This window comes from Mesorhizobium sp. C416B, assembly GCF_030323165.1.
In the GTDB taxonomy this organism is placed as follows: domain Bacteria; phylum Pseudomonadota; class Alphaproteobacteria; order Rhizobiales; family Rhizobiaceae; genus Mesorhizobium.
The window spans coordinates 6220600-6238211 of the sequence record NZ_CP100471.1; the positions used below are offsets into that span (position 1 = coordinate 6220600).

General features: G+C 63.1%; 17 protein-coding genes and 1 riboswitch. Of the genes, 7 read left to right on the top strand and 10 right to left on the bottom strand.

What is annotated here, in order from left to right; translation table 11 throughout:
• Positions 1 to 155 precede the first annotated feature (155 nt).
• Entirely contained in the window at positions 156 to 389 is a 234-nt protein-coding gene (locus NLY43_RS32665; RefSeq protein WP_081727347.1) for a GcrA family cell cycle regulator, read from the bottom strand.
• 234 nt (positions 390 to 623) lie between these two features.
• Complete coding sequence (locus NLY43_RS30150; RefSeq protein ID WP_023712717.1) at positions 624 to 1703, bottom strand: sensor histidine kinase; 1080 nt, start codon at positions 1701 to 1703, stop codon at positions 624 to 626.
• 397 nt (positions 1704 to 2100) lie between these two features.
• Here NLY43_RS30150 and NLY43_RS30155 point away from each other — a divergent pair, with 397 nt between their 5' ends.
• Complete coding sequence (locus NLY43_RS30155; protein ID WP_023712718.1) at positions 2101 to 3033, top strand: TauD/TfdA dioxygenase family protein; 933 nt, start codon at positions 2101 to 2103, stop codon at positions 3031 to 3033.
• A 27-nt stretch (positions 3034 to 3060) separates the two neighbouring features.
• Here NLY43_RS30155 and sucD read toward each other — a convergent pair whose 3' ends face one another.
• The 5 genes from sucD to NLY43_RS30180 form a co-directional block, all read right to left on the bottom strand.
• A complete protein-coding gene (gene sucD, locus NLY43_RS30160) occupies positions 3061 to 3960 on the bottom strand; it encodes a succinate--CoA ligase subunit alpha (protein ID WP_023712719.1) in 900 nt (299 codons plus the stop codon).
• A gap of 128 nt (positions 3961 to 4088) precedes the next feature.
• Positions 4089 to 5273, bottom strand: coding sequence for a malate--CoA ligase subunit beta (locus NLY43_RS30165; RefSeq protein WP_023712720.1), 1185 nt, complete (start codon positions 5271 to 5273; stop codon positions 4089 to 4091).
• A gap of 18 nt (positions 5274 to 5291) precedes the next feature.
• Positions 5292 to 6266 (bottom strand): HpcH/HpaI aldolase/citrate lyase family protein, encoded by a 975-nt coding sequence (locus NLY43_RS30170; RefSeq protein ID WP_023670793.1) that lies wholly within the window; start codon positions 6264 to 6266, stop codon positions 5292 to 5294.
• Between the two features lie 10 nt (positions 6267 to 6276).
• Entirely contained in the window at positions 6277 to 7467 is a 1191-nt protein-coding gene (locus NLY43_RS30175) for an aminotransferase class V-fold PLP-dependent enzyme (protein ID WP_023712721.1), read from the bottom strand.
• A gap of 145 nt (positions 7468 to 7612) precedes the next feature.
• Positions 7613 to 8278, bottom strand: a complete 666-nt coding sequence (locus tag NLY43_RS30180; protein WP_023712722.1) for a response regulator transcription factor — start codon at positions 8276 to 8278, stop codon at positions 7613 to 7615.
• Between the two features lie 267 nt (positions 8279 to 8545).
• Here NLY43_RS30180 and mgtE point away from each other — a divergent pair, with 267 nt between their 5' ends.
• From mgtE to NLY43_RS30195, 3 genes are all read left to right on the top strand, one after another.
• On the top strand, positions 8546 to 9964 hold the full coding sequence (gene mgtE / locus NLY43_RS30185) for a magnesium transporter (RefSeq protein WP_023670790.1): 1419 nt from the start codon (positions 8546 to 8548) through the stop codon (positions 9962 to 9964).
• A 157-nt stretch (positions 9965 to 10121) separates the two neighbouring features.
• Positions 10122 to 10508, top strand: a complete 387-nt coding sequence (locus tag NLY43_RS30190; protein WP_006203215.1) for a MerR family transcriptional regulator — start codon at positions 10122 to 10124, stop codon at positions 10506 to 10508.
• 197 nt (positions 10509 to 10705) lie between these two features.
• On the top strand, positions 10706 to 11902 hold the full coding sequence (locus tag NLY43_RS30195) for an IS256 family transposase (RefSeq protein WP_286456782.1): 1197 nt from the start codon (positions 10706 to 10708) through the stop codon (positions 11900 to 11902).
• A gap of 268 nt (positions 11903 to 12170) precedes the next feature.
• Here NLY43_RS30195 and NLY43_RS30200 read toward each other — a convergent pair whose 3' ends face one another.
• Positions 12171 to 12677, bottom strand: coding sequence for a methyltransferase family protein (locus NLY43_RS30200; protein WP_050589734.1), 507 nt, complete (start codon positions 12675 to 12677; stop codon positions 12171 to 12173).
• Entirely contained in the window at positions 12674 to 13684 is a 1011-nt protein-coding gene (locus tag NLY43_RS30205; RefSeq protein WP_023710816.1) for a heparan-alpha-glucosaminide N-acetyltransferase, read from the bottom strand. The genes NLY43_RS30200 and NLY43_RS30205 overlap by 4 nt, the downstream gene beginning before the upstream one ends.
• 233 nt (positions 13685 to 13917) lie before the next feature.
• Between NLY43_RS30205 and NLY43_RS30210 the strand changes: the two genes are divergently transcribed.
• Complete coding sequence (locus NLY43_RS30210) at positions 13918 to 15117, top strand: MFS transporter (RefSeq protein WP_023710815.1); 1200 nt, start codon at positions 13918 to 13920, stop codon at positions 15115 to 15117.
• Between the two features lie 7 nt (positions 15118 to 15124).
• Here the strand turns inward: NLY43_RS30210 and NLY43_RS30215 are convergent, their stop codons facing one another.
• Positions 15125 to 16300: an aromatic ring-hydroxylating oxygenase subunit alpha gene (locus NLY43_RS30215; RefSeq protein WP_023710814.1), complete on the bottom strand. Its 1176-nt coding sequence runs from the start codon at positions 16298 to 16300 to the stop codon at positions 15125 to 15127.
• 135 nt (positions 16301 to 16435) lie between these two features.
• Between NLY43_RS30215 and NLY43_RS30220 the strand changes: the two genes are divergently transcribed.
• Positions 16436 to 17128 carry a gamma-glutamylcyclotransferase gene (locus NLY43_RS30220; protein ID WP_031199117.1) on the top strand — a complete coding sequence of 231 codons (693 nt, stop codon included), beginning with the start codon at positions 16436 to 16438 and terminating at the stop codon, positions 17126 to 17128.
• Between the two features lie 68 nt (positions 17129 to 17196).
• Positions 17197 to 17391: riboswitch (cobalamin riboswitch) on the top strand.
• 35 nt (positions 17392 to 17426) lie between these two features.
• Positions 17427 to 17606 (top strand): CbtB domain-containing protein, encoded by a 180-nt coding sequence (locus tag NLY43_RS30225; RefSeq protein ID WP_023670784.1) that lies wholly within the window; start codon positions 17427 to 17429, stop codon positions 17604 to 17606.
• The last annotated feature ends 6 nt before the right edge of the window (positions 17607 to 17612 follow it).

Below are 17612 nucleotides of genomic sequence, written 5' to 3' on the forward strand. Positions count from 1 at the left end.
CGCCAAATCATCGCCTTTGGCGCTTGAACCGGCCGCAGCAGAGTTGCAACAAGAGGTCGCAGAGCCGCACGCGAACGCCGCTTGGCTCGCACCGGCCAGCCTCCTGCACCCGAGTCCCCGGCTTTGCCGGTGGCGGGGCAGGGGATGTGGGTGACCTAAGCGGCGCGTCGTTGCGGGAAATGGAGACCCGGACGGGCTCGACGAGGGTCAACGGCCGTCACGACGGTGTGGTGGTGATCGCAGTAGACGCGATCCGGCGACGTCGGCCCGGCACAAAAACGGTAACCACCGGGTACCAACCGGTCTTCGCTCACCGGGAAGCGGCACTGGTTGAGGCCTAGCTGAATGAGGGGGACGTCTCTCGACGCTGGTCTGATATTTTCACGCATGATGGTTTTCAATTTCCTGGTTCATAGCCATTGCCGGCTGACGACCGCGGTGCGACCCGTCGGAGCTAGCTTCTCTCGTTTGGAGGGCTGTGGACCACATATGGTGCTGATCGCACCGTCAAAGAAGCCCGGCGCCCCGCTTCTGCAGCCAAATCGTTTGCGACTTAAGGCCACACCCGCGAGCGCCCGAAGCACCTGTCCGGCCGGGATTTGTCGGCGCGTCGTTACATAGCCTCAGTCCGTCGCCGCCGATCGCTTGAAGACGATGGTGACCCTGGTTCCCTCGCCGGCACTCGACTTGACGTCGAATTGCGCCTTGGCATTTTCGGTCAGCGACCGCGCGATCAGGGAGCCGAGCTTGCCTGGCCTGGGCCAGGTCTCACCCGTCGGCAGACCGATTCCATCATCGGCGACAGTCACCCGGCAACCATCGCCGCTGACGACGCTGTGCAGCGTGATCGTGCCGCCGTCGCGCCCGACGAATGCATGTTTGAGAGCGTTGGTCAGCAACTCATTGACGACCAGGCCTGTCGGCATGGCAACGTTGATGGATACCGGATAGGTATCCACCTTAAGGTCGAGGCGGATACCTTCGACTGCGTGCGACGCCATGACGGCGGACGCGATCTGGCTAAGATACACGCCAAGATCCACCTCATCCTTCTGCTGGTCAGCCGACAATGTCTGGTAGAGGATTGCCAATGCGTCTACCCGGCCGGCAAGCCTTTCGAAACGCTTCTGGTCCGGTTCGGTGGCGTTGCGGGTTTCCATCCGGATCAAAGCGGTGATCATCTGCAGATTGTTTTTCACCCGGTGCTGCAGTTCGCGCAACAGGGTGTCCTTCTCCCGGATGAGCTCCTCCGCGGGTCGCGGGTCCTCGGTCTCGCCGTGTGCCGTGACGTCGACAAGCGCCACCAGCCGGAAGCAGAGCTTGCCGTTGTCGTCCTCGATGACGTTGGAATAAACGTCGACGATTGCCGGCTTGTCCTCGCCGCGCTCAAGACGAAATGTGCCGACGAAATCGGTGTCTTCAACGACAGCCTCGGCGAGCGGCCTGTCCTTCTGCCGATGAAGCCCCCTGCCGGAAAGGGCCGCCCAGTTTTCCCGCGCAAGCTTCGGCGCCTTGAGGTCCGAGAGCTTCTCGAATTCGGGATTGGCGTAGACGACACGCTCCTTCGCGATCAATTCCGAGACGGCGATCGCGATCGGCATCTGGTCGAGAAATTTCTTGAACTGGTCGCTTTCCAGCGCGGTGGCGAGGTCAGGCGTATCGAGCAATTGCTCGACAGCGTCAGCCTTATCGGAGTCTGTCATCTCGGCGCCTGCGTGATGCGTGGAAGCCATCAATATCAGGCATGCAATTCACCCGCCATCTCCAATATCGAAGGGATACGACAGCGTCACTACTGGTGCGGGCCGCGTCGCGCAGGGCTCCACCGCCTGCTGCTCACGAACGAACTGGACAGAAGGCATTTTTCTCAGGGCCGCCGAACTTTGAAAAGAAATGTCTATGGAATTTGTAGAATTACGCTTTGAATGGGATCTCGGTACTGCTCGCCAGCCTTGGCGGCCTTCGCCTCCTGAGTTGAGATCAGTGCTCTCGTTACCAAGCAAGTCGGCTCCCGATGAGGGAGTTGCTCCGCCGATCGCTATGCGGCGGCAGACGGCGGAGCATTGCCACCAGCCCGCGGCTTTAGAGGAAGAGGTTCCCATGACCAGACTTACCCCCGTAGAGCAGATCATCCCGGTTTCCGATATTATCCCGCTTACCGGACGCGTCGGCGCAGAGATCAGGAACATTCGGCTCTCCGGCGACCTGCCGCAGCAGACGGTCGCGGCGATCAACCAGATCCTGTTGCGGCACAAGGTGGTGTTCTTCCGCGACCAGGCGCATCTCGACGATGCCGGGCAGGAGCGCTTTGCCCAGCGTCTCGGCGACCTCGTCCCGCATCCGACCCAAGGTCCCGTCAAGGGAACGGCGTCCATTCTCGAACTCGATTCCAGCCGTGGCGGCGGTCGCGCCGACCAATGGCATACCGATGTCACCTTCGTCGACGCCTATCCGAAATTCTCCGTTCTTCGCGGCATCGTCATACCGCCGGCCGGCGGCGACACCATCTGGTCGAACACCGCGGCCGCCTATCAGGACCTGCCCGAGCCGTTGAAGCTGCTGGCCGACAATCTCTGGGCGGTGCACAGCAACGCCTACGATTACGCCGCGGTGCGGCCGCGTGCGAGTGCTGCGGAAAAGAAGCACTTCGAGGAAATCTTCACCTCGACGATCTACGAGACCGAGCATCCCGTCGTCCGCGTCCATCCCGAAACAGGCGAGCGCACGCTGCTGCTCGGCAATTTCGTGCAACGGCTGATCGGTCTTTCCAAAAGCGATTCGGCGAAGCTTTACGAGGTTTTCCAGTCCTATGTCACCGCGCCGGAGAACACCGTGCGCTGGCGCTGGAAGGCCGGCGATGTGGCGATCTGGGACAACCGCGCGACGCAGCACTACGCCGTCAACGACTATGGCGACCAGCACCGGGTGGTGCGTCGCGCCACGGTCGACGGCGACGTTCCGGTCAGCGTCGACGGCCGCCGCAGCGCCACCCGCACCAAGGTCGCGAAGCCGGCAGCCGACAAGGCGGCATGAGGCGCGGTCGAACGCGAAGGCCGCTGTTCAGGCGGCCTTCTTCATACGTGACAGCGTCTCTGCAACCACCTCACCAAACGACGACGGCGTCGGCACGATGATCACCCCGGCGTCCTTGAGGATCTCCACCTTTTCCTGCGCGGACTCGCCGAAGGCCGAGATGATGGCGCCGGCGTGGCCCATGCGGCGGCCTTTGGGGGCGGAGAGGCCGGCGATGTAGGCGATGAGCGGCTTCCTCATATTGTCGCGCGCCCAAATGGCCGCTTCGGCTTCCTGCGGTCCGCCGATCTCGCCGATCATCACCACGGCGTCGGTGTCGTCATCCTGTTCGAACAGTTTCAGCATGTCCTTGAAGGACGAGCCGTTGATCGGGTCGCCGCCAATGCCGACGCTGGTCGAGACGCCGATGCCGAGCGACTTCATCTGCGACGCCGCCTCGTAGCCGAGCGTTCCGGAGCGGCCGACAATGCCAACGCGGCCGGGGAGGTAGATGCTGCCGGGCATGATGCCCATCAACGCCTGTCCGGGCGTGATGACGCCGGCGCAGTTCGGCCCGATCAGCCGCATGCGGTCCTCGTAGCGGTAGCGCAGCATGTAGCGCTTGACCTGCATCATGTCCTGCGACGGGATGCCGTCGGTGATGCAGACGCAGAGTTTTATCCCGGCGTCGGCCGCTTCCATGATCGAATCGGCGGCAAAAGGCGGCGGCACGAAGACGATGCTGGCCTCCGCGCGGGTCTCGCGCACCGCGCCCTTGACCGTGTTGAAGACGGGCAGGCCAAGATGCTTCTGGCCGCCTTTGCCGGGCGTAACGCCGCCGACCAGCTTGGTGCCGTAGCGCTTCATGTCCTCGGCATGGAAGCTGCCGATCTTGCCGGTGAACCCCTGGACGATGACGCGGGTGCTGCGGTTGAGCAGGATTGCCATTTTCTCGACCTCCCTAGAGCATGATGCCGAAAAGTGTGAAGCGGTTTTCGGACGACATCATGCTCCATCTGTTTGATTTTAGAGACGGATTCAGATTTCAGGTCGATTCGACCTGAAATCATCCGGCTCTAGGCTGCTTTTTTCTTGGTGGCCGCGCGCCAGGCAGCGACGGCTTTTTCGGCGGCTTCGGCCAGCGTGTCGGCAACGATTACCGCCTCGCCGGAATCGGCCAGGATGCGGCGGCCTTCCTCGGCCTTGGTGCCGGAGAGACGGACCACCAGCGGCACGTTGACGCCGACCTCGCGTATCGCCTTGATGATGCCTTCGGCGACCCAGTCGCAGCGGTTGATGCCGGCGAAGATGTTGACCAGGATGGTCTCGACATTCTTGTCGCCGAGCACGGCGCGGAAGGATTTCGCCACCCGCTCCGGCGAGGCGCCGCCACCGATGTCGAGGAAGTTGGCCGGTTCGCCGCCGGCGATCTTGATCATGTCCATGGTCGCCATGGCGAGCCCTGCGCCATTGATGATGCAGCCGATGTTGCCGTCGAGGCCGACATAGGAGAGGCCACGGTCGCTGGCAAAAGTTTCGCGCGGATCTTCCTGGCTTTTGTCGCGCAGCTCGGAGATTTCCGGCCGGCGGAACAACGCGTTCTCGTCGAACGACATTTTGGCGTCGAGCGCGATCAGATTGCCGTCGCGGGTCACCACCAGCGGATTGATCTCCAGCATCGAGGCGTCGTAGTCGCGGAACACCTGATAGCAGGCGAAGATGGTTTCGGTCGCCTTGCCGATCAGATTGTGGTCGAGGCCGAGCCCGAAGGCGATCTCGCGCGCCTGGAAACGCTGCATGCCGACGCCGGGATCGACCGATGTGCGCAGGATGGAGTTCGGTGCCTTCTCGACGATGTCCTCGATCTCCATGCCGCCGGCAGCGGACGCCACGATCATGACGCGCTCTTCCTTGCGGTCGAGCACGAAGCCGACATAGAGCTCCTGCGCGATATCGACGGCTTCCTCGAGATACAGGCGCGAAATCAGCTTGCCGCGCGGGTCGGTCTGCTGTGTCACCAGCTTGCGGCCGAGCATGCCCTCGGCCGCGCTGGAAATCTCCTCGTCATTGGCGCACAGTTTGATGCCGCCGGCCTTGCCGCGGGCGCCGGAATGCACCTGCGCCTTCAGCACCCATTTGGCGCCGCCGATCTCGCGGGCCCTGTAGGTCGCCTGCTCGGGGCTGTAGGCCAGCCCGCCGCGCGGCACATGCACGCCGTGGCGTGCCAGCAGTTCCTTGGCCTGATATTCGTGGATGTCCATTTTGTCCTCCCTGAACAGTCAATGCGTGGCGACGCGCGGCTCGCTAGAGAATTGGCTGGCCCGTTCGATTGCCTCGTTGACCACCAGAACATTGCGCGCCATGCGTTCCGACGCTGCGTCGATCATCTTGCCGTCGAGTGCGGCCGCTCCCTTGCCCTGCGCCTCCGCCTCCTTCAGCACTTCGAGGATGCGCCGGGCGCGGGTGACCTCTTTTTCCGGTGGAGAGAAGACGTCGTTGGCAAGCGCGATCTGCGAGGGGTGGATCGCCCACTTGCCTTCGATGCCCAGCGCCGCCGCGCGCCTGGCGCCAGCGATGTAGCCCTCCGGATCGGAGAAGTCGCCGAACGGCCCGTCAATGGCGCGCAAGCCATAGGCGCGGCAGGCGACGGTCATGCGCGACAGAGCGAAATGCCACTGATCGCCGGGATAGTCGGGGTTGAGGCCGCCAATGTTGACCGTGCGCGCCTTGCAGCTTGCCGCATAGTCGGCGACGCCGAAATGCATGGCTTCCAGCCGGCCGGGTGTCGCGGCAATCGCCTCGACATTGGCCATGCCGAGCGCGGTCTCGATCAGCGCTTCGAGGCCGACGCGGGTCCTGAAACCCTTTGCCATCTCGATCTGGTTGACCATGGCCTCGACCATGTAGAGGTCGGCCGGCACGCCGACCTTCGGCACCAAAATGGTGTCCAGCCGGTCACCGGCCTGCTCCATGACGTCAACCACGTCGCGGTACATGTAGTGCGTGTCGAGGCCGTTGATGCGCACCGAGACGGTCTTGCCCTTGGCGCGCCAGTCGATGTCGTTGAGCGCCTGGATGATGTTCTTGCGGGCGCGTTCCTTGTCGGGCGGGGCGACCGCATCCTCGATGTCGAGGAAGATGAAGTCGGCGGCGCTGTTGGCCGCCTTGTCGATCATTTCCGGGCTGGAGCCTGGAACCGCCAGCTCGCTGCGCTGCAGCCGTAATTTCTTGAGGTGGTTGATGGTGTGGCTCATTGTCGGCTCCTCAGGCGGCTTCGGCGACCGGCACGGCGGCCGAGGCGCGGAAGTGCTGGATGGCGGCGCCGACGCCGGAGCCGGGCGCCAGCCGTACGCCGCAGTCGAGCAGCGCCATTTCGGCGGCCGAGAGCGAGGCCAGCACCATCACCTCGTTCAGCCAGCCGAGATGGCCGATGCGGAAGACCTTGCCGATCACCTTGTTGAGGCCGCCGCCGAGCGCGGTCTGGTATTTCTGGTAGGCGCGCTTGACCACATCGCCGCTGTCGACGCCGTCCGGCACCAGGATGGCGCTGACCGTATCGGAGTGCCATTTCGGCGCCTTGGCGCAGAGCTTCAGGCCCCAGGCGTCGACTGCCTTGCGCACGCCTTCGGCGAGACGATGGTGGCGGGCGAAGATGTTTTCCAGCCCTTCCTCGGCGATCAGGTCGAGCGAGGCGCGCAGACCGCGCAGCAGCTGTGTAGCCGGCGTATAAGGGAAGTAGCCGGCATCGTTGGCGCGGATCATGTCCTCGAAGGAGAAGAAGCAGCGGCGGTGCGTGGCGCTCCGCGAGGCCACCAGCGCCTTCTTGCTGACGGAGAGGAAACCGAGGCCGGCGGGCAGCATGAAACCCTTCTGCGAGCCGCTGACGGCGCAATCGACGCCCCATTCCTCCTGGCGGAAGTCGATCGAGCCGATCGACGAGACGCCGTCGACGAAGAGCAAAGCAGGGTGGTTGGCGTCGTCGAGCGCGGCGCGGCAGCCGGCGACGTCGCTGGTCACGCCGGTCGCCGTCTCGTTCTGCGTGCAGAAGATTGCCTTGATGCGATGCGCCTTGTCGTCGCTGAGCCGCTCGGCATAGAGCTCGAGCGGCACGCCGGTCCCCCAGTCGCAATCGATGACATCGACCTCGAAGCCGAGGCGCTCGGCCATGTCGACCCACAGATGCGAGAACTGTCCGAAGCGCGACATCAGCACGCGGTCACCGGGGCTGAGCACATTGGTCATCGCCGCTTCCCAGGCGCCGGTGCCGGAGGAGGGATAGATGAAGACGCGGCCGGTCTCGTTCTTGAACACCGTCTTGATGTCTTCGAACAGCGGTAGCGTGAGATCGGGGAAGGATGCTGCACGCATGTCTTCCATCGGCAGGTTCATCGCCTGCCGGACCTGTTCGGGGATGTTGGTCGGTCCGGGAATGAAAAGATGGGTGAAACCGGCCATGTCGCGAACTCCTCCTGATCCAGCAAAGCGGTGAGGGGAGTTTCGTCTCGACGGCTAAAGGCAACAACACCTCAAGGGGTAACATCTTGCCGCGCGCGGGTGGGGGTTGCCTACCCGGGTGACCTACCCGCGGCCAGTCGCTCGCCTACCCCAACGGCTGCTTCTGGGTACGCCTCTCCCGCGCGTAGAGCGCGACTGCCATCGCCCGGTTGCGGACGTCGAGCTTGTCGTAGAGATTCTTGAGGTGGTATTTCACCGTGTTCTCCGAAATCCCGGTGCGCGTCGCGATCTGCAGATTGGTCCAGCCGTCGGACAGCACCGCCAGCAGCTCGCGCTCGCGCACGGTGAGCAGCGACAAGGGTGTGTCGTTGACCTTGTTGATGTCGATGTAGGGGATGCAGATGCGGCCATGCGCGACGGCCAGGATGGTCTCGAAGATGATCGCCGGATCGTCGAACTGGAAGCAGTAGCCCTGGGCGCCGAGCCGCACGCACTGCTTCAGGATGCCGATGTCGTGGTCGTTGGAAAACACCGCGATGCGCACGCCCAGCTTGCGGCTGTGAACCTCGGCCAGCACATCGGCGCCGTCCATGTCGGAGAGCTTCCAGCCGATAACGGCGACGTCGAATTCGCCTTCCGCTGCCAATTCCAGAAAATGCCTGCCGCTTTGCACGCAGGCCCTGAGATCGAAGCGCCCGTCGCAGTCCAGCATGTCGCGCACCGCCGATATGACGAGCGGATTGCGTTCGGCGACGACCACGCGCACGCGCCGTTCCTCGATTGCCTTCTGCGTCTGTGACCTGATCTTCAAGGGCTTCCGGCTGTTCTGGTTCCTGGCCTGGGCGGGTCCGGCAGATGGCAGGACCTGCACCATGACAATTCTGCCCCAACCGTGCTCGGGTGCTCTTTCCCCAGCGACATGTGCTGTCGCGCCGCCTGAATCCTGGGCGGCGTCATATCCTGATGAAATCACTCTCGCCCATATGCAGGGCGGGGCGCATTTCGTTTGATATTCCCGTGCGTTGCGCGCTAGACCTGACAGGCACCTTTTCCGAAATTCCCATGGCGGGAGCCGCTGGTGGAACGCCAGGACGACCACACGACCGGCGCCAAAGCCGCTGACGACGCCCACGCCGACATCTATGGCGAGGACGGCGCCGTCCTGTCATCATTCCTGGCCCAGATCGGGGCGGCGATCGCCGATCGCGATACGCTGACGCTGAAGCGCGAAGTCGACGACCTGCACCAGTCGGAACTTGGCGATCTGCTCGAGGCCCTGCACCCCGAACAGCGTCGCGCCCTTGTCGAACTGCTCGGCGCCGACTTCGACTTCTCGTCGCTGACCGAGGTCGACGAGGCGATCCGCCGCGATATCGTCGACAATATGCCCAATGAGCAAATTGCCCAGGGCATGCAGGACCTCGATTCCGACGACGCGGTCTACATTCTCGAAGACCTTGAAAAGGAAGACCAGGACGAGATCCTGTCGCAGTTGCCGTTCACCGAGCGGATCAGGCTGCGCCGCTCGCTCGACTACCCGGAAGAGACGGCCGGTCGCCGCATGCAGACCGAGTTCGTCGCCGTGCCGCCGTTCTGGACCATAGGCCAGACCATCGACTACATGCGCGAAGACAAGAACCTGCCCGAGCGCTTCAGCCAGATCTTCGTCATCGATCCAAGCTTCAAGTTGCTCGGCGCCATCGACCTCGACCAGATCCTGCGCACCAAGCGCACGACCAAGGTCGGAGACGTGATGCACGAGACGAGGCACGCCATTCCGGCCACCATGGACCAGGAAGAGGCGGCGCGGGACTTCGAGCAATACGATCTTCTGTCCGCCGCCGTCGTCGACGAGAACGAGCGGCTGGTCGGCGTGCTGACCATCGACGACGTCGTCGACGTCATCCAGCAGGAGGCCGAGGAAGATCTGCTGCGCATGGGCGGCGTCGGCGACGAAGAGTTGTCCGACAGCATTCTTTCGACCTCGCGCTCGCGCGTGCCCTGGCTGCTGGTCAACCTGTTGACGGCGTTCCTGGCGGCATCGGTGATCGGCTTGTTCGACCGCACCATCGAGCACATCGTGGCACTGGCCGTGCTGATGCCGATCGTGGCCGGCATGGGCGGCAATGCCGGTTCGCAGACCATGACCGTCACCGTGCGCGCGCTGGCGACCAGGGATCTCGACATCTACAATGCCGGCCGCATCATCCGCCGCGAAATGGGCGTGGGTTCCATCAACGGCATCATCTTCGCCGTGCTGATCGGCATTGTCGCGGCCGTCTGGTTCCGCGATGCCAATCTGGGCGGCATCATAGCGGCGGCCATGATCATCAACATGTTCGTGGCAGCCCTTGCCGGTATCCTGATCCCGCTATTGCTCGACCGGTTCAAGATCGACCCGGCGGTGGCGTCGGCGGTTTTCGTCACCACGGTCACCGACGTCGTTGGCTTCTTTGCCTTCCTCGGGCTGGCCACCTGGTGGTTCGCTATCCCTTGAGAAAGAGGCGTTGCGGGTTCAATTGACTTTTACGTAAATGTGGTGCGAGGCTTGCGCGGGGTTTCATGCCGAGTCCGGCTTGGAACGGGGTTGATCGGAATGCGTTGGAATCCCGGGCGACCGGGCGTTTTCCGATGTTCCGACATTTGGAGCAAAGATGCGGGAATATTATTCGATCACCGAACTGACCCGCGAATTCGACGTGTCGACGCGGACGCTGCGCTTCTACGAAGATGAGGGGCTGGTGCAACCGGTCCGGCGGGGCCGCACAAGGCTGTTTCGCCCATCTGACCGGCATCTGATCCGCCAGATCATGCGCGGGAAACGGCTCGGCTTCTCGATCAACGAGATCCGCGAAATCATCCAGATGTATAAGGAACCGCCCGGCGAGGTCGGTCAACTCAAGCTGATGATCAAGCGCATCGAGGAGAAGCGCGAGGATTTGCGCCAGAAGCGGCGCGATCTCGAGGAGACGCTGGCGGAGCTCGACCAGGCTGAGGAGTCATGTGTTGAGCGGCTGGTGGAGCTGGGGGTTAATACCTGAGCGGACCCTCGAGCGTTTGCGCGCCCGTCGCAAACGTTCGCGATTAGCCGGAGCCCTTCCGCACTTCGTCATTCTAGGGCGAAGCAGGAGCGAAGCTCCGGTAGTGTGCTGAGAGTTCTGCAAATTCGCTGAGAGGGGGCGGTCATGGCAGGCTGGTGATTGTTCACGTCACCTGATTCCCGCGAAGGAACGCCACCATGACCAAGACTGAAGTTAAGACCGCCAGCGCTGCCGTCAAAGACATTTTGCTTTCGAACCCGGATGGATTGCACGAAGTGCTCCGTGCGGTGATGCAGGAGGTGCTTGAGGCCGAGATGGACGAGGCGCTGGGTGCCTCGAAGAGCGAGCGCACGCCCGAACGGCTTGGCTATCGCTCGGGCTATTACGGCCGTACCCTTGTGACGCGGGTCGGCAAGCTCGAGCTGCGGGTTCCGCAGGACCGGGCCGGGCGCTTCTCCACCGAGCTGTTCGAGCGCTACCAGCGTTCCGAGCGGGCCTTGGTGGCGACACTGGCGGAGATGTATGTGCAGGGCGTGTCGACCCGCAAGGTGAAGGCGATCACGGAAGAACTGTGCGGCCATGCCTTCTCGGCCTCGTCGATCTCGGCCATCAACAAGCGGCTGGACGAGAGCCTCGCTGCCTTTGCCAGGCGCCCCCTTCAAGAGCCGTTTCCTTACCTCATCCTCGATGCGCGCTACGAGAAGGTGCGTGAAGCCGGTGTTGTCATGAGCCAGGCGGTGCTGATCGCGGTCGGTATCGACTGGGACGGAAGGCGCCAGATCCTGGCCGTGGAGATGGCCAATCGCGAGAGCCGCTCGGCCTGGAGGGACTTCCTCGTCGGCCTCAAGGCGCGCGGCCTCAAGGGCGTCGAGTTGGTTGTGTCCGACGATCACGCCGGCCTGGTGGCAGCGATCGGCGAGGTGATCCCCGAAGCCGCCTGGCAACGCTGCTACGTGCACTTCCTCAGGAACGCGCTCGATCATCTGCCGAGGAAGCACGGCGACGACTGCCTGCAGGAATTGCGCTGGCTCTACGACCGGCGCGATCTCGCAGAGGCCAGGGCTGATCTTGCCGCATGGCTTGCCAAATGGTCGGCACGCTATCCGCGCCTGACAGGCTGGGCCGAGGATGCCATCGAACAAACCCTGACCTTCTTCAGGCTGCCGAGACAGCACCACAAGCATCTCAAATCCACCAACATGCTGGAGCGGCTCAACGAGGAAATCCGCCGGCGCACCTATGTCGTGCGCATCTTCCCCAATACCGAAAGCTGCCTGCGCCTGGTCAGGGCGTTGGCCGTCGAGACCAATGAAAACTGGATGGAGGCCAACCGATACATCAACATGGACGACCTGCGCGAGCACAAGAAGCTCGCTCTGCGCCAAGCCGCATGACCAGCATCATGGCCAGCATCATGGCTGCCCCATTTTGCAGAACTTGACGCACACAACCGAAGCTCCATCGCGGAGACCCTAGAATCCATTCCGTGACATCGGTCGTGGAGTGCAGCGGTAGCGAATTCTGGACCATAGCAACGCTCTGGAGTCGCGGCATGGATCCTCGGGTCTGTGCTGCGTCGCTACGCTCCTTGCTCCGCCCGTGGATGACGAAGAGACGGATGCGCCAGCTAATCGCCAAGGTATACACCCCTGCCACGTCGCCTCAGATCCAGCGCCTGACCCGCTTCGCATAGTCGCGGTACTTCTTGCCGAATTTGGCGAACAGCACCTTCTCCTCGCTCTCGATGGCGACCTTCTGCGTTGCAAATGCCGCGATCAAAGCCAGCGGCAGGAACCATACGATCCCCGAGACGAAGGCAACGCCGATCAAAAGCAGCGTGTTGGCCAGATACATCGGGTTGCGCGTGACGCCGAACGGGCCAGACGTCACCAGATGCTCCGGCACGCCATTGGGGTTCATCGTCGTTTTGGCCCGGATCATGGTGCGGATAGCGGTGAACCAGAGGGCTGCGACGGCAAACAGCACCACAAAGCCGGCGGCAAACAAAAGGTCGCCCAAGAGGTCGCCGATCCAGGGCAGCGGATAGAACAGGCCGAGCACGATGCTGATGGTGATGGCGGCGATGTAGATCACCGGCGGCCACGGGATCAGCCGTGGTCTCGGTAGATCGGGTTTTGCCAGCCGGGGTTTTGCCAGCTTGTCAGTCATTGTTGCCCTCCCTGCGTCATCGGACTCTCCTCCGTCCTTGCGGTGCAGATGCCGGCGAGTTCACCGAGATGCGCTTTGAACTCCGGGGTCTGGTCGCCATTGTAGAGCCGGTCGAATGCCGCTTCGCTTTGCAGCGTGTCCAGCATGCACACACAATAGCTGGTGCAGAACTCCGTGTCGCGCTGCTGTTCGCAAGATACCTGGCATTCCTTGAGGAAGATCACTTCCCTTGTTTCGACGGGCGCCGGCGCAATCTGCGAGAACAGCCAGACGCAGCCGAACAGCAGCGGCTGGTGGATCAGGTAGAAAGCCAGGCTGTGGCGGCCGATGAAGGTGAGCGGCCTGGTCCAGCTTCCCGATGCCAGCGTGGCCAGCCGCGCCAGCAGGCCGGTGGTGGACGCAAACCTTGCCGCGGCGATGCCGAGAAGCACGGCGCCGAACCAGGGAAACAGCGGCACGTAATCATTGGAGCGCGGGTTGATCGCCGACAGGCCGACCCACCACAGCGCCGGATGATCGAAGGCTTCGGATCGGAGATAGAGGGGGACTGCGATCACCACCGCCGCCACGACCAGCGTCAGCCAGGAAGGCAGCCGCAGAAACAAAAGGCCGAGCAAGCTGGCCAGCGCGATCTGATGCAGGATGCCGAAGAAGATGAAGCTGTCCGGCGTGATGAAGTACGTGACCGCCGATATAGCGGCGGCCGCGACGGCGACCATGGCAAAACGTTTCCAGAAGCCGGTCCAGCGGATCTGCCTGCCATGAGCGAGAAACAGGCTGACGCCGACCAGGAACAGGAAGGTCGAGGCGATGCAGCGCGCATAGATCTTCCACCAGCCGACGGCGGTGAGGCCGGGGTCGGTGTAGTGGAAATTTTCGAGATCCCAGGTGAAGTGGTAGCTCGCCATGGCGATCAGCGCGATGCCGCGTACGACATCGATGGCGACGATGCGCTTCGGTTGATCTCGCTTCAGTTGATCTCCAGGGGGTGCGGTATGGATGCTCATGGTCTCGCGATCTGATTCAGCCCCAAAGACGACTATCACGGTTGCACCGGACAAAAGAAGGCCGCCCTCTACGCTCCGGGTCGCGCCGTGCGGCTGCATCGGGCGGCGCTTTAGGCCAGAGCCGGAAAGCCTTTGGCCGAATTCGCTTTTTGCCGGGAAGGGGTCGGTTTCCTGTTACCGGCGGAGGAAGCGCCAGCGCAGATTTGACGCCGCGAGTCTGATTTGGGGATCAAATGTCCACCCATGTGCGCCATCCGATCTGGCTTCCGGCCCTGCGTCCGGCGGATGCGCGCACCTTTGCCTCGCTCTATGCGGTCGAATCCTTCGCCCGTGCCACGGTGTCGAGCGTCATCCCGATCCAGGCCTATGAGATTCTGCACAACGAGCAGATCGTCTCGATCCTCTACACCATCGTGGCGCTGCTCGGCCTGTCGGTGACCTTGTTCATGCCGATCTTGATCCGCAGGTTTGCCCGGCGCTGGGTCTATACCGCCGGCGCCTGCCTGCTGGCGATAGGCTCGCTGTTCTTCGTCACCCACACGCTTGCGGGGCAACTGGCAGGCATGCTGTGCCGCGTCATGGGGGCGAGCGCCCTGTCGATCACGCTCAACCTCTACATCATGGACCACATCCGCAAGACCGATTTCATGCAGGCCGAATCGCTGCGCATGGCGTGGTCGATGCTGGCCTGGACCGGCGGGCCGACACTCGGCATCTTCCTCTACACACGCTACGGCATCTATGCCGCGCATGGCGCGGTCGCGGTGTTTGCGTTGGCCTTGCTGGCGCTGTTCTGGACCTACAGGCTAGGCGACAACCGGTCGATCCGGCCGGGCAAGACACGGCCGGCCAATCCGCTGGCCAATATCGGCCGCTTCGTAGCACAACCCAGGCTCAGGCTGGCCTGGCTGATCGCCTTCGGCCGCTCCTGCTTCTGGACGACGTTCTTCGTCTACGGGCCGCTGTTCATGGTGATTACCGGCGAGGGCAAGCTTGCCGGCGGCCTGCTGGTTTCGGCCGGCAATGCGCTGTTGTTCATGGCGATCTTCTGGGGCAAAGCGGGAAAACGCTTCGGCGGCCGGCGCACCATGACCTTCGCCTATTTCGCGATGTCGGCGACGCTGCTTGCGGCGGGCGCGGTCGGCACTACCGCGCCGCTGCTTACGGGCTTTTTCCTGCTCTGCGGCGCCTTCTTCACCATCGCGCTCGATGCACTGGGCTCGACCGCCTTCATGCGCTCGGTGCGGTCCTATGAGCGGGCGCAGATGGCCGCGGTCTACCGCACCTATCTCGACTTTTCCGAGCTGACGCCGCCGCTGGTCTATTCGGTGGTGCTGGCGTTTTTCGGCCTCGGCTCGGTGTTCGTGACGCTGGGCATTCTGGCCGCGGTTTGCGGCTTTATCACCTGGCGCTATCTGCCGAAGTCGCTTTAGTCGCCGATCAGGCGGTTGCCTCAAGCGCTGCATGCCGCTCGCGCACCCAGTTGTGGAAGCGGTGCAGATCGTACTCCTCCGGCATTAGCACGCCGGCCTGGTGGCGCATCGAGCGCAGGCCTTTCTGATTGATCTCGCAGATCGCGGCATCCTCCTCCAGCACCTGGGTGCCGAAGGCGACGACATTGTCGATGTCGGTCTCAGCCAGCGCCTCGGGCGCGAACAGCCATTCGGCGGTGAGTTCGGTCTGTTCGGGACCGAGCGGCATCAGTCGCACCGTCCTGACATAATCGACATGGCCGACGATGAACATCGAGGGCAGGCTGGTGGCATAGGTCTGTCCGGCCGCACGCTCGGCTGGCGTCAGGCCCGGTAAGACCGGGCCATGGGCATGTCCGTCGCGCGACCAGGTCTCGGCGCCGGCGCGCAGGCCACCCGAAAACTCCGGCGCGTCATTGTCGGCATGGCGGACCCAGTCGGGGTCGTCGTGCCGGCTCATCAGGCCGCGGCCGTATATCGGCACCAGCCGAGACAGGTCCTTGTGGACGCCCGGGCAATGCAGGCACTCGTTGAAGTTTTCCCAGAAGATCTTCCAGTTGCAGTTCATCACCTTGCGCAGGACATGGCCTGATACCAGCGTTTCCAGCGGCCAGTTGGCGAGGTCGCCGGATGCGGGATCGAAGGAGGTCCCGGCGGAGCCGGCCGCAGCCTGCTGAAGGTTCACAAAGACAAAACCGCGCCACACCGACAGCGCCACCCGGTAGAGCGGATGATCTGCCTTGTCGAAACCATCTGGCAGCGATTTCGAGGGAACGCGCACGAGATCGCCGCGCAGCGAGTAGGACCAGGCGTGGTAGGGGCACGTGATGAGCCGCGCTTTCAGCCGGCCCTCGCTTTTCTGGCAAAGCTGCGAGCCGCGATGCCGGCAAGTGTTGTGGAAGGCGCGCAACTCGCCGGTCTCGTCCCGCAGAATGACGATTTCCTGCGTGCCGACGCGGAATGTCCGGAACGCCAGCGGCTGGGCGAGGTCGGCCTCGCGGCAGACGAGCAGCCAGCTTTTGTGCCAGATGGCGTCGAGATCGCGCTGGTAAGCCTCGCCATCCCAATAGGCCGACGACGGTAGCGTCGGTTCGGCCCGGCTCAGGCCGTTATAGGGGTCGCGCTCGCTCGGGCTGGGATGCATGGCTTGCTTCCTATGAAGCGTCAGCCGACACCCCGGCAAATCGTTTGTCAATCAGAGTGCCGCATTGCCGGTTGCAGGCGCGGCGCATAATCATGTCGTGGACACGGGACATTCGGAAATTGGGGGGATTCGGAAGTGGCCGCACGACAGATGTCGCTTACGCCGGAGCTGGTCGCGCGCTGCTGGCGCGAGATCAGGGACCCCGGGCCGGATCCGGACGCGATGCATCTCGATGAAGCCGACTATGACGCGCTGCTGGATGAATTGCAGGTCGAACTCCCGGACAGCGAACCGCTATGGCTGTTCGGCTATGGATCGCTGATCTGGAAACCGGAAATAGATTATGTCGAGGACCGCGTTGCGCTGGCGCGCGGCTGGCATCGGTCCTTTTGCATGAACATGACGCGCTGGCGCGGCACCAAGGACAGCCCCGGCCTGATGATGGCGCTGGACCGTGGCGGACAATGCAAGGGCGTCGCCTTTCGGCTGACCGGCAATAACCGGCGCGAGCAGTTGGGCCGGCTTTTCCGGCGCGAAGTCACGCTGAAGCCGACAAGCTACCGGCCGCGCATGCTCAAGCTTGCAAGCGAGGCTGGCCCGCTGAAGGCATTGGCCTTCGTCATCAACCGCAATGGCCTGACCTATTCCGGCCCGCTCGACGAGGCGAAGGTCGTCGACAGGCTGGCGACATCCTGCGGGCACTGGGGGTCGGGCGCCGACTACCTCTACAACACGGTGAAAAACCTTGAAGAGCGCGGCATTCACGATCGCCATCTGTGGCGGCTGCAGCGGCTGGTTGCGGAGCGGATCAGCGCGCTGAACCCGTGACGCCTGAGTGGCGCATTCGCGCTGTTGGCTGCCGGAATTTGGTTTGCCGGATGCGGCTGTTTCAGCCTATAGTCATGCATGTCGTCGGTTCCGTTAGGGACCAAGAGGGAATGCGGTGAGGGCTGACTTGTTGCCCAATGCCGTGGCTGCCCCCGCAACTGTGTGCGGTAGTCCTCTCCAAGCCACTGAGGATTTTTCTTCGGGAAGGTGGGGAAGGGCGCTGATCCGCGAGCCAGGAGACCTGCCGGCGACAGGAACTGACTTCGATGCCCTCGGGTGGAGGGCGAAAGGACAAGATATGAATACCGCTTCCGTCTCCCTCGGCGCTTCCGTCTCCTCGCAGTCGCGCTTCATGCAGCTCGTGCTTAGCGCGTTTCTGGGCATTTTCGTCGTCGGCGTTGTCGGTTTCTCGCACATCGATGCGGTCCACAATGCGGCGCACGACTATCGCCATTCGATGGCGTTTCCCTGCCACTGACGAGGA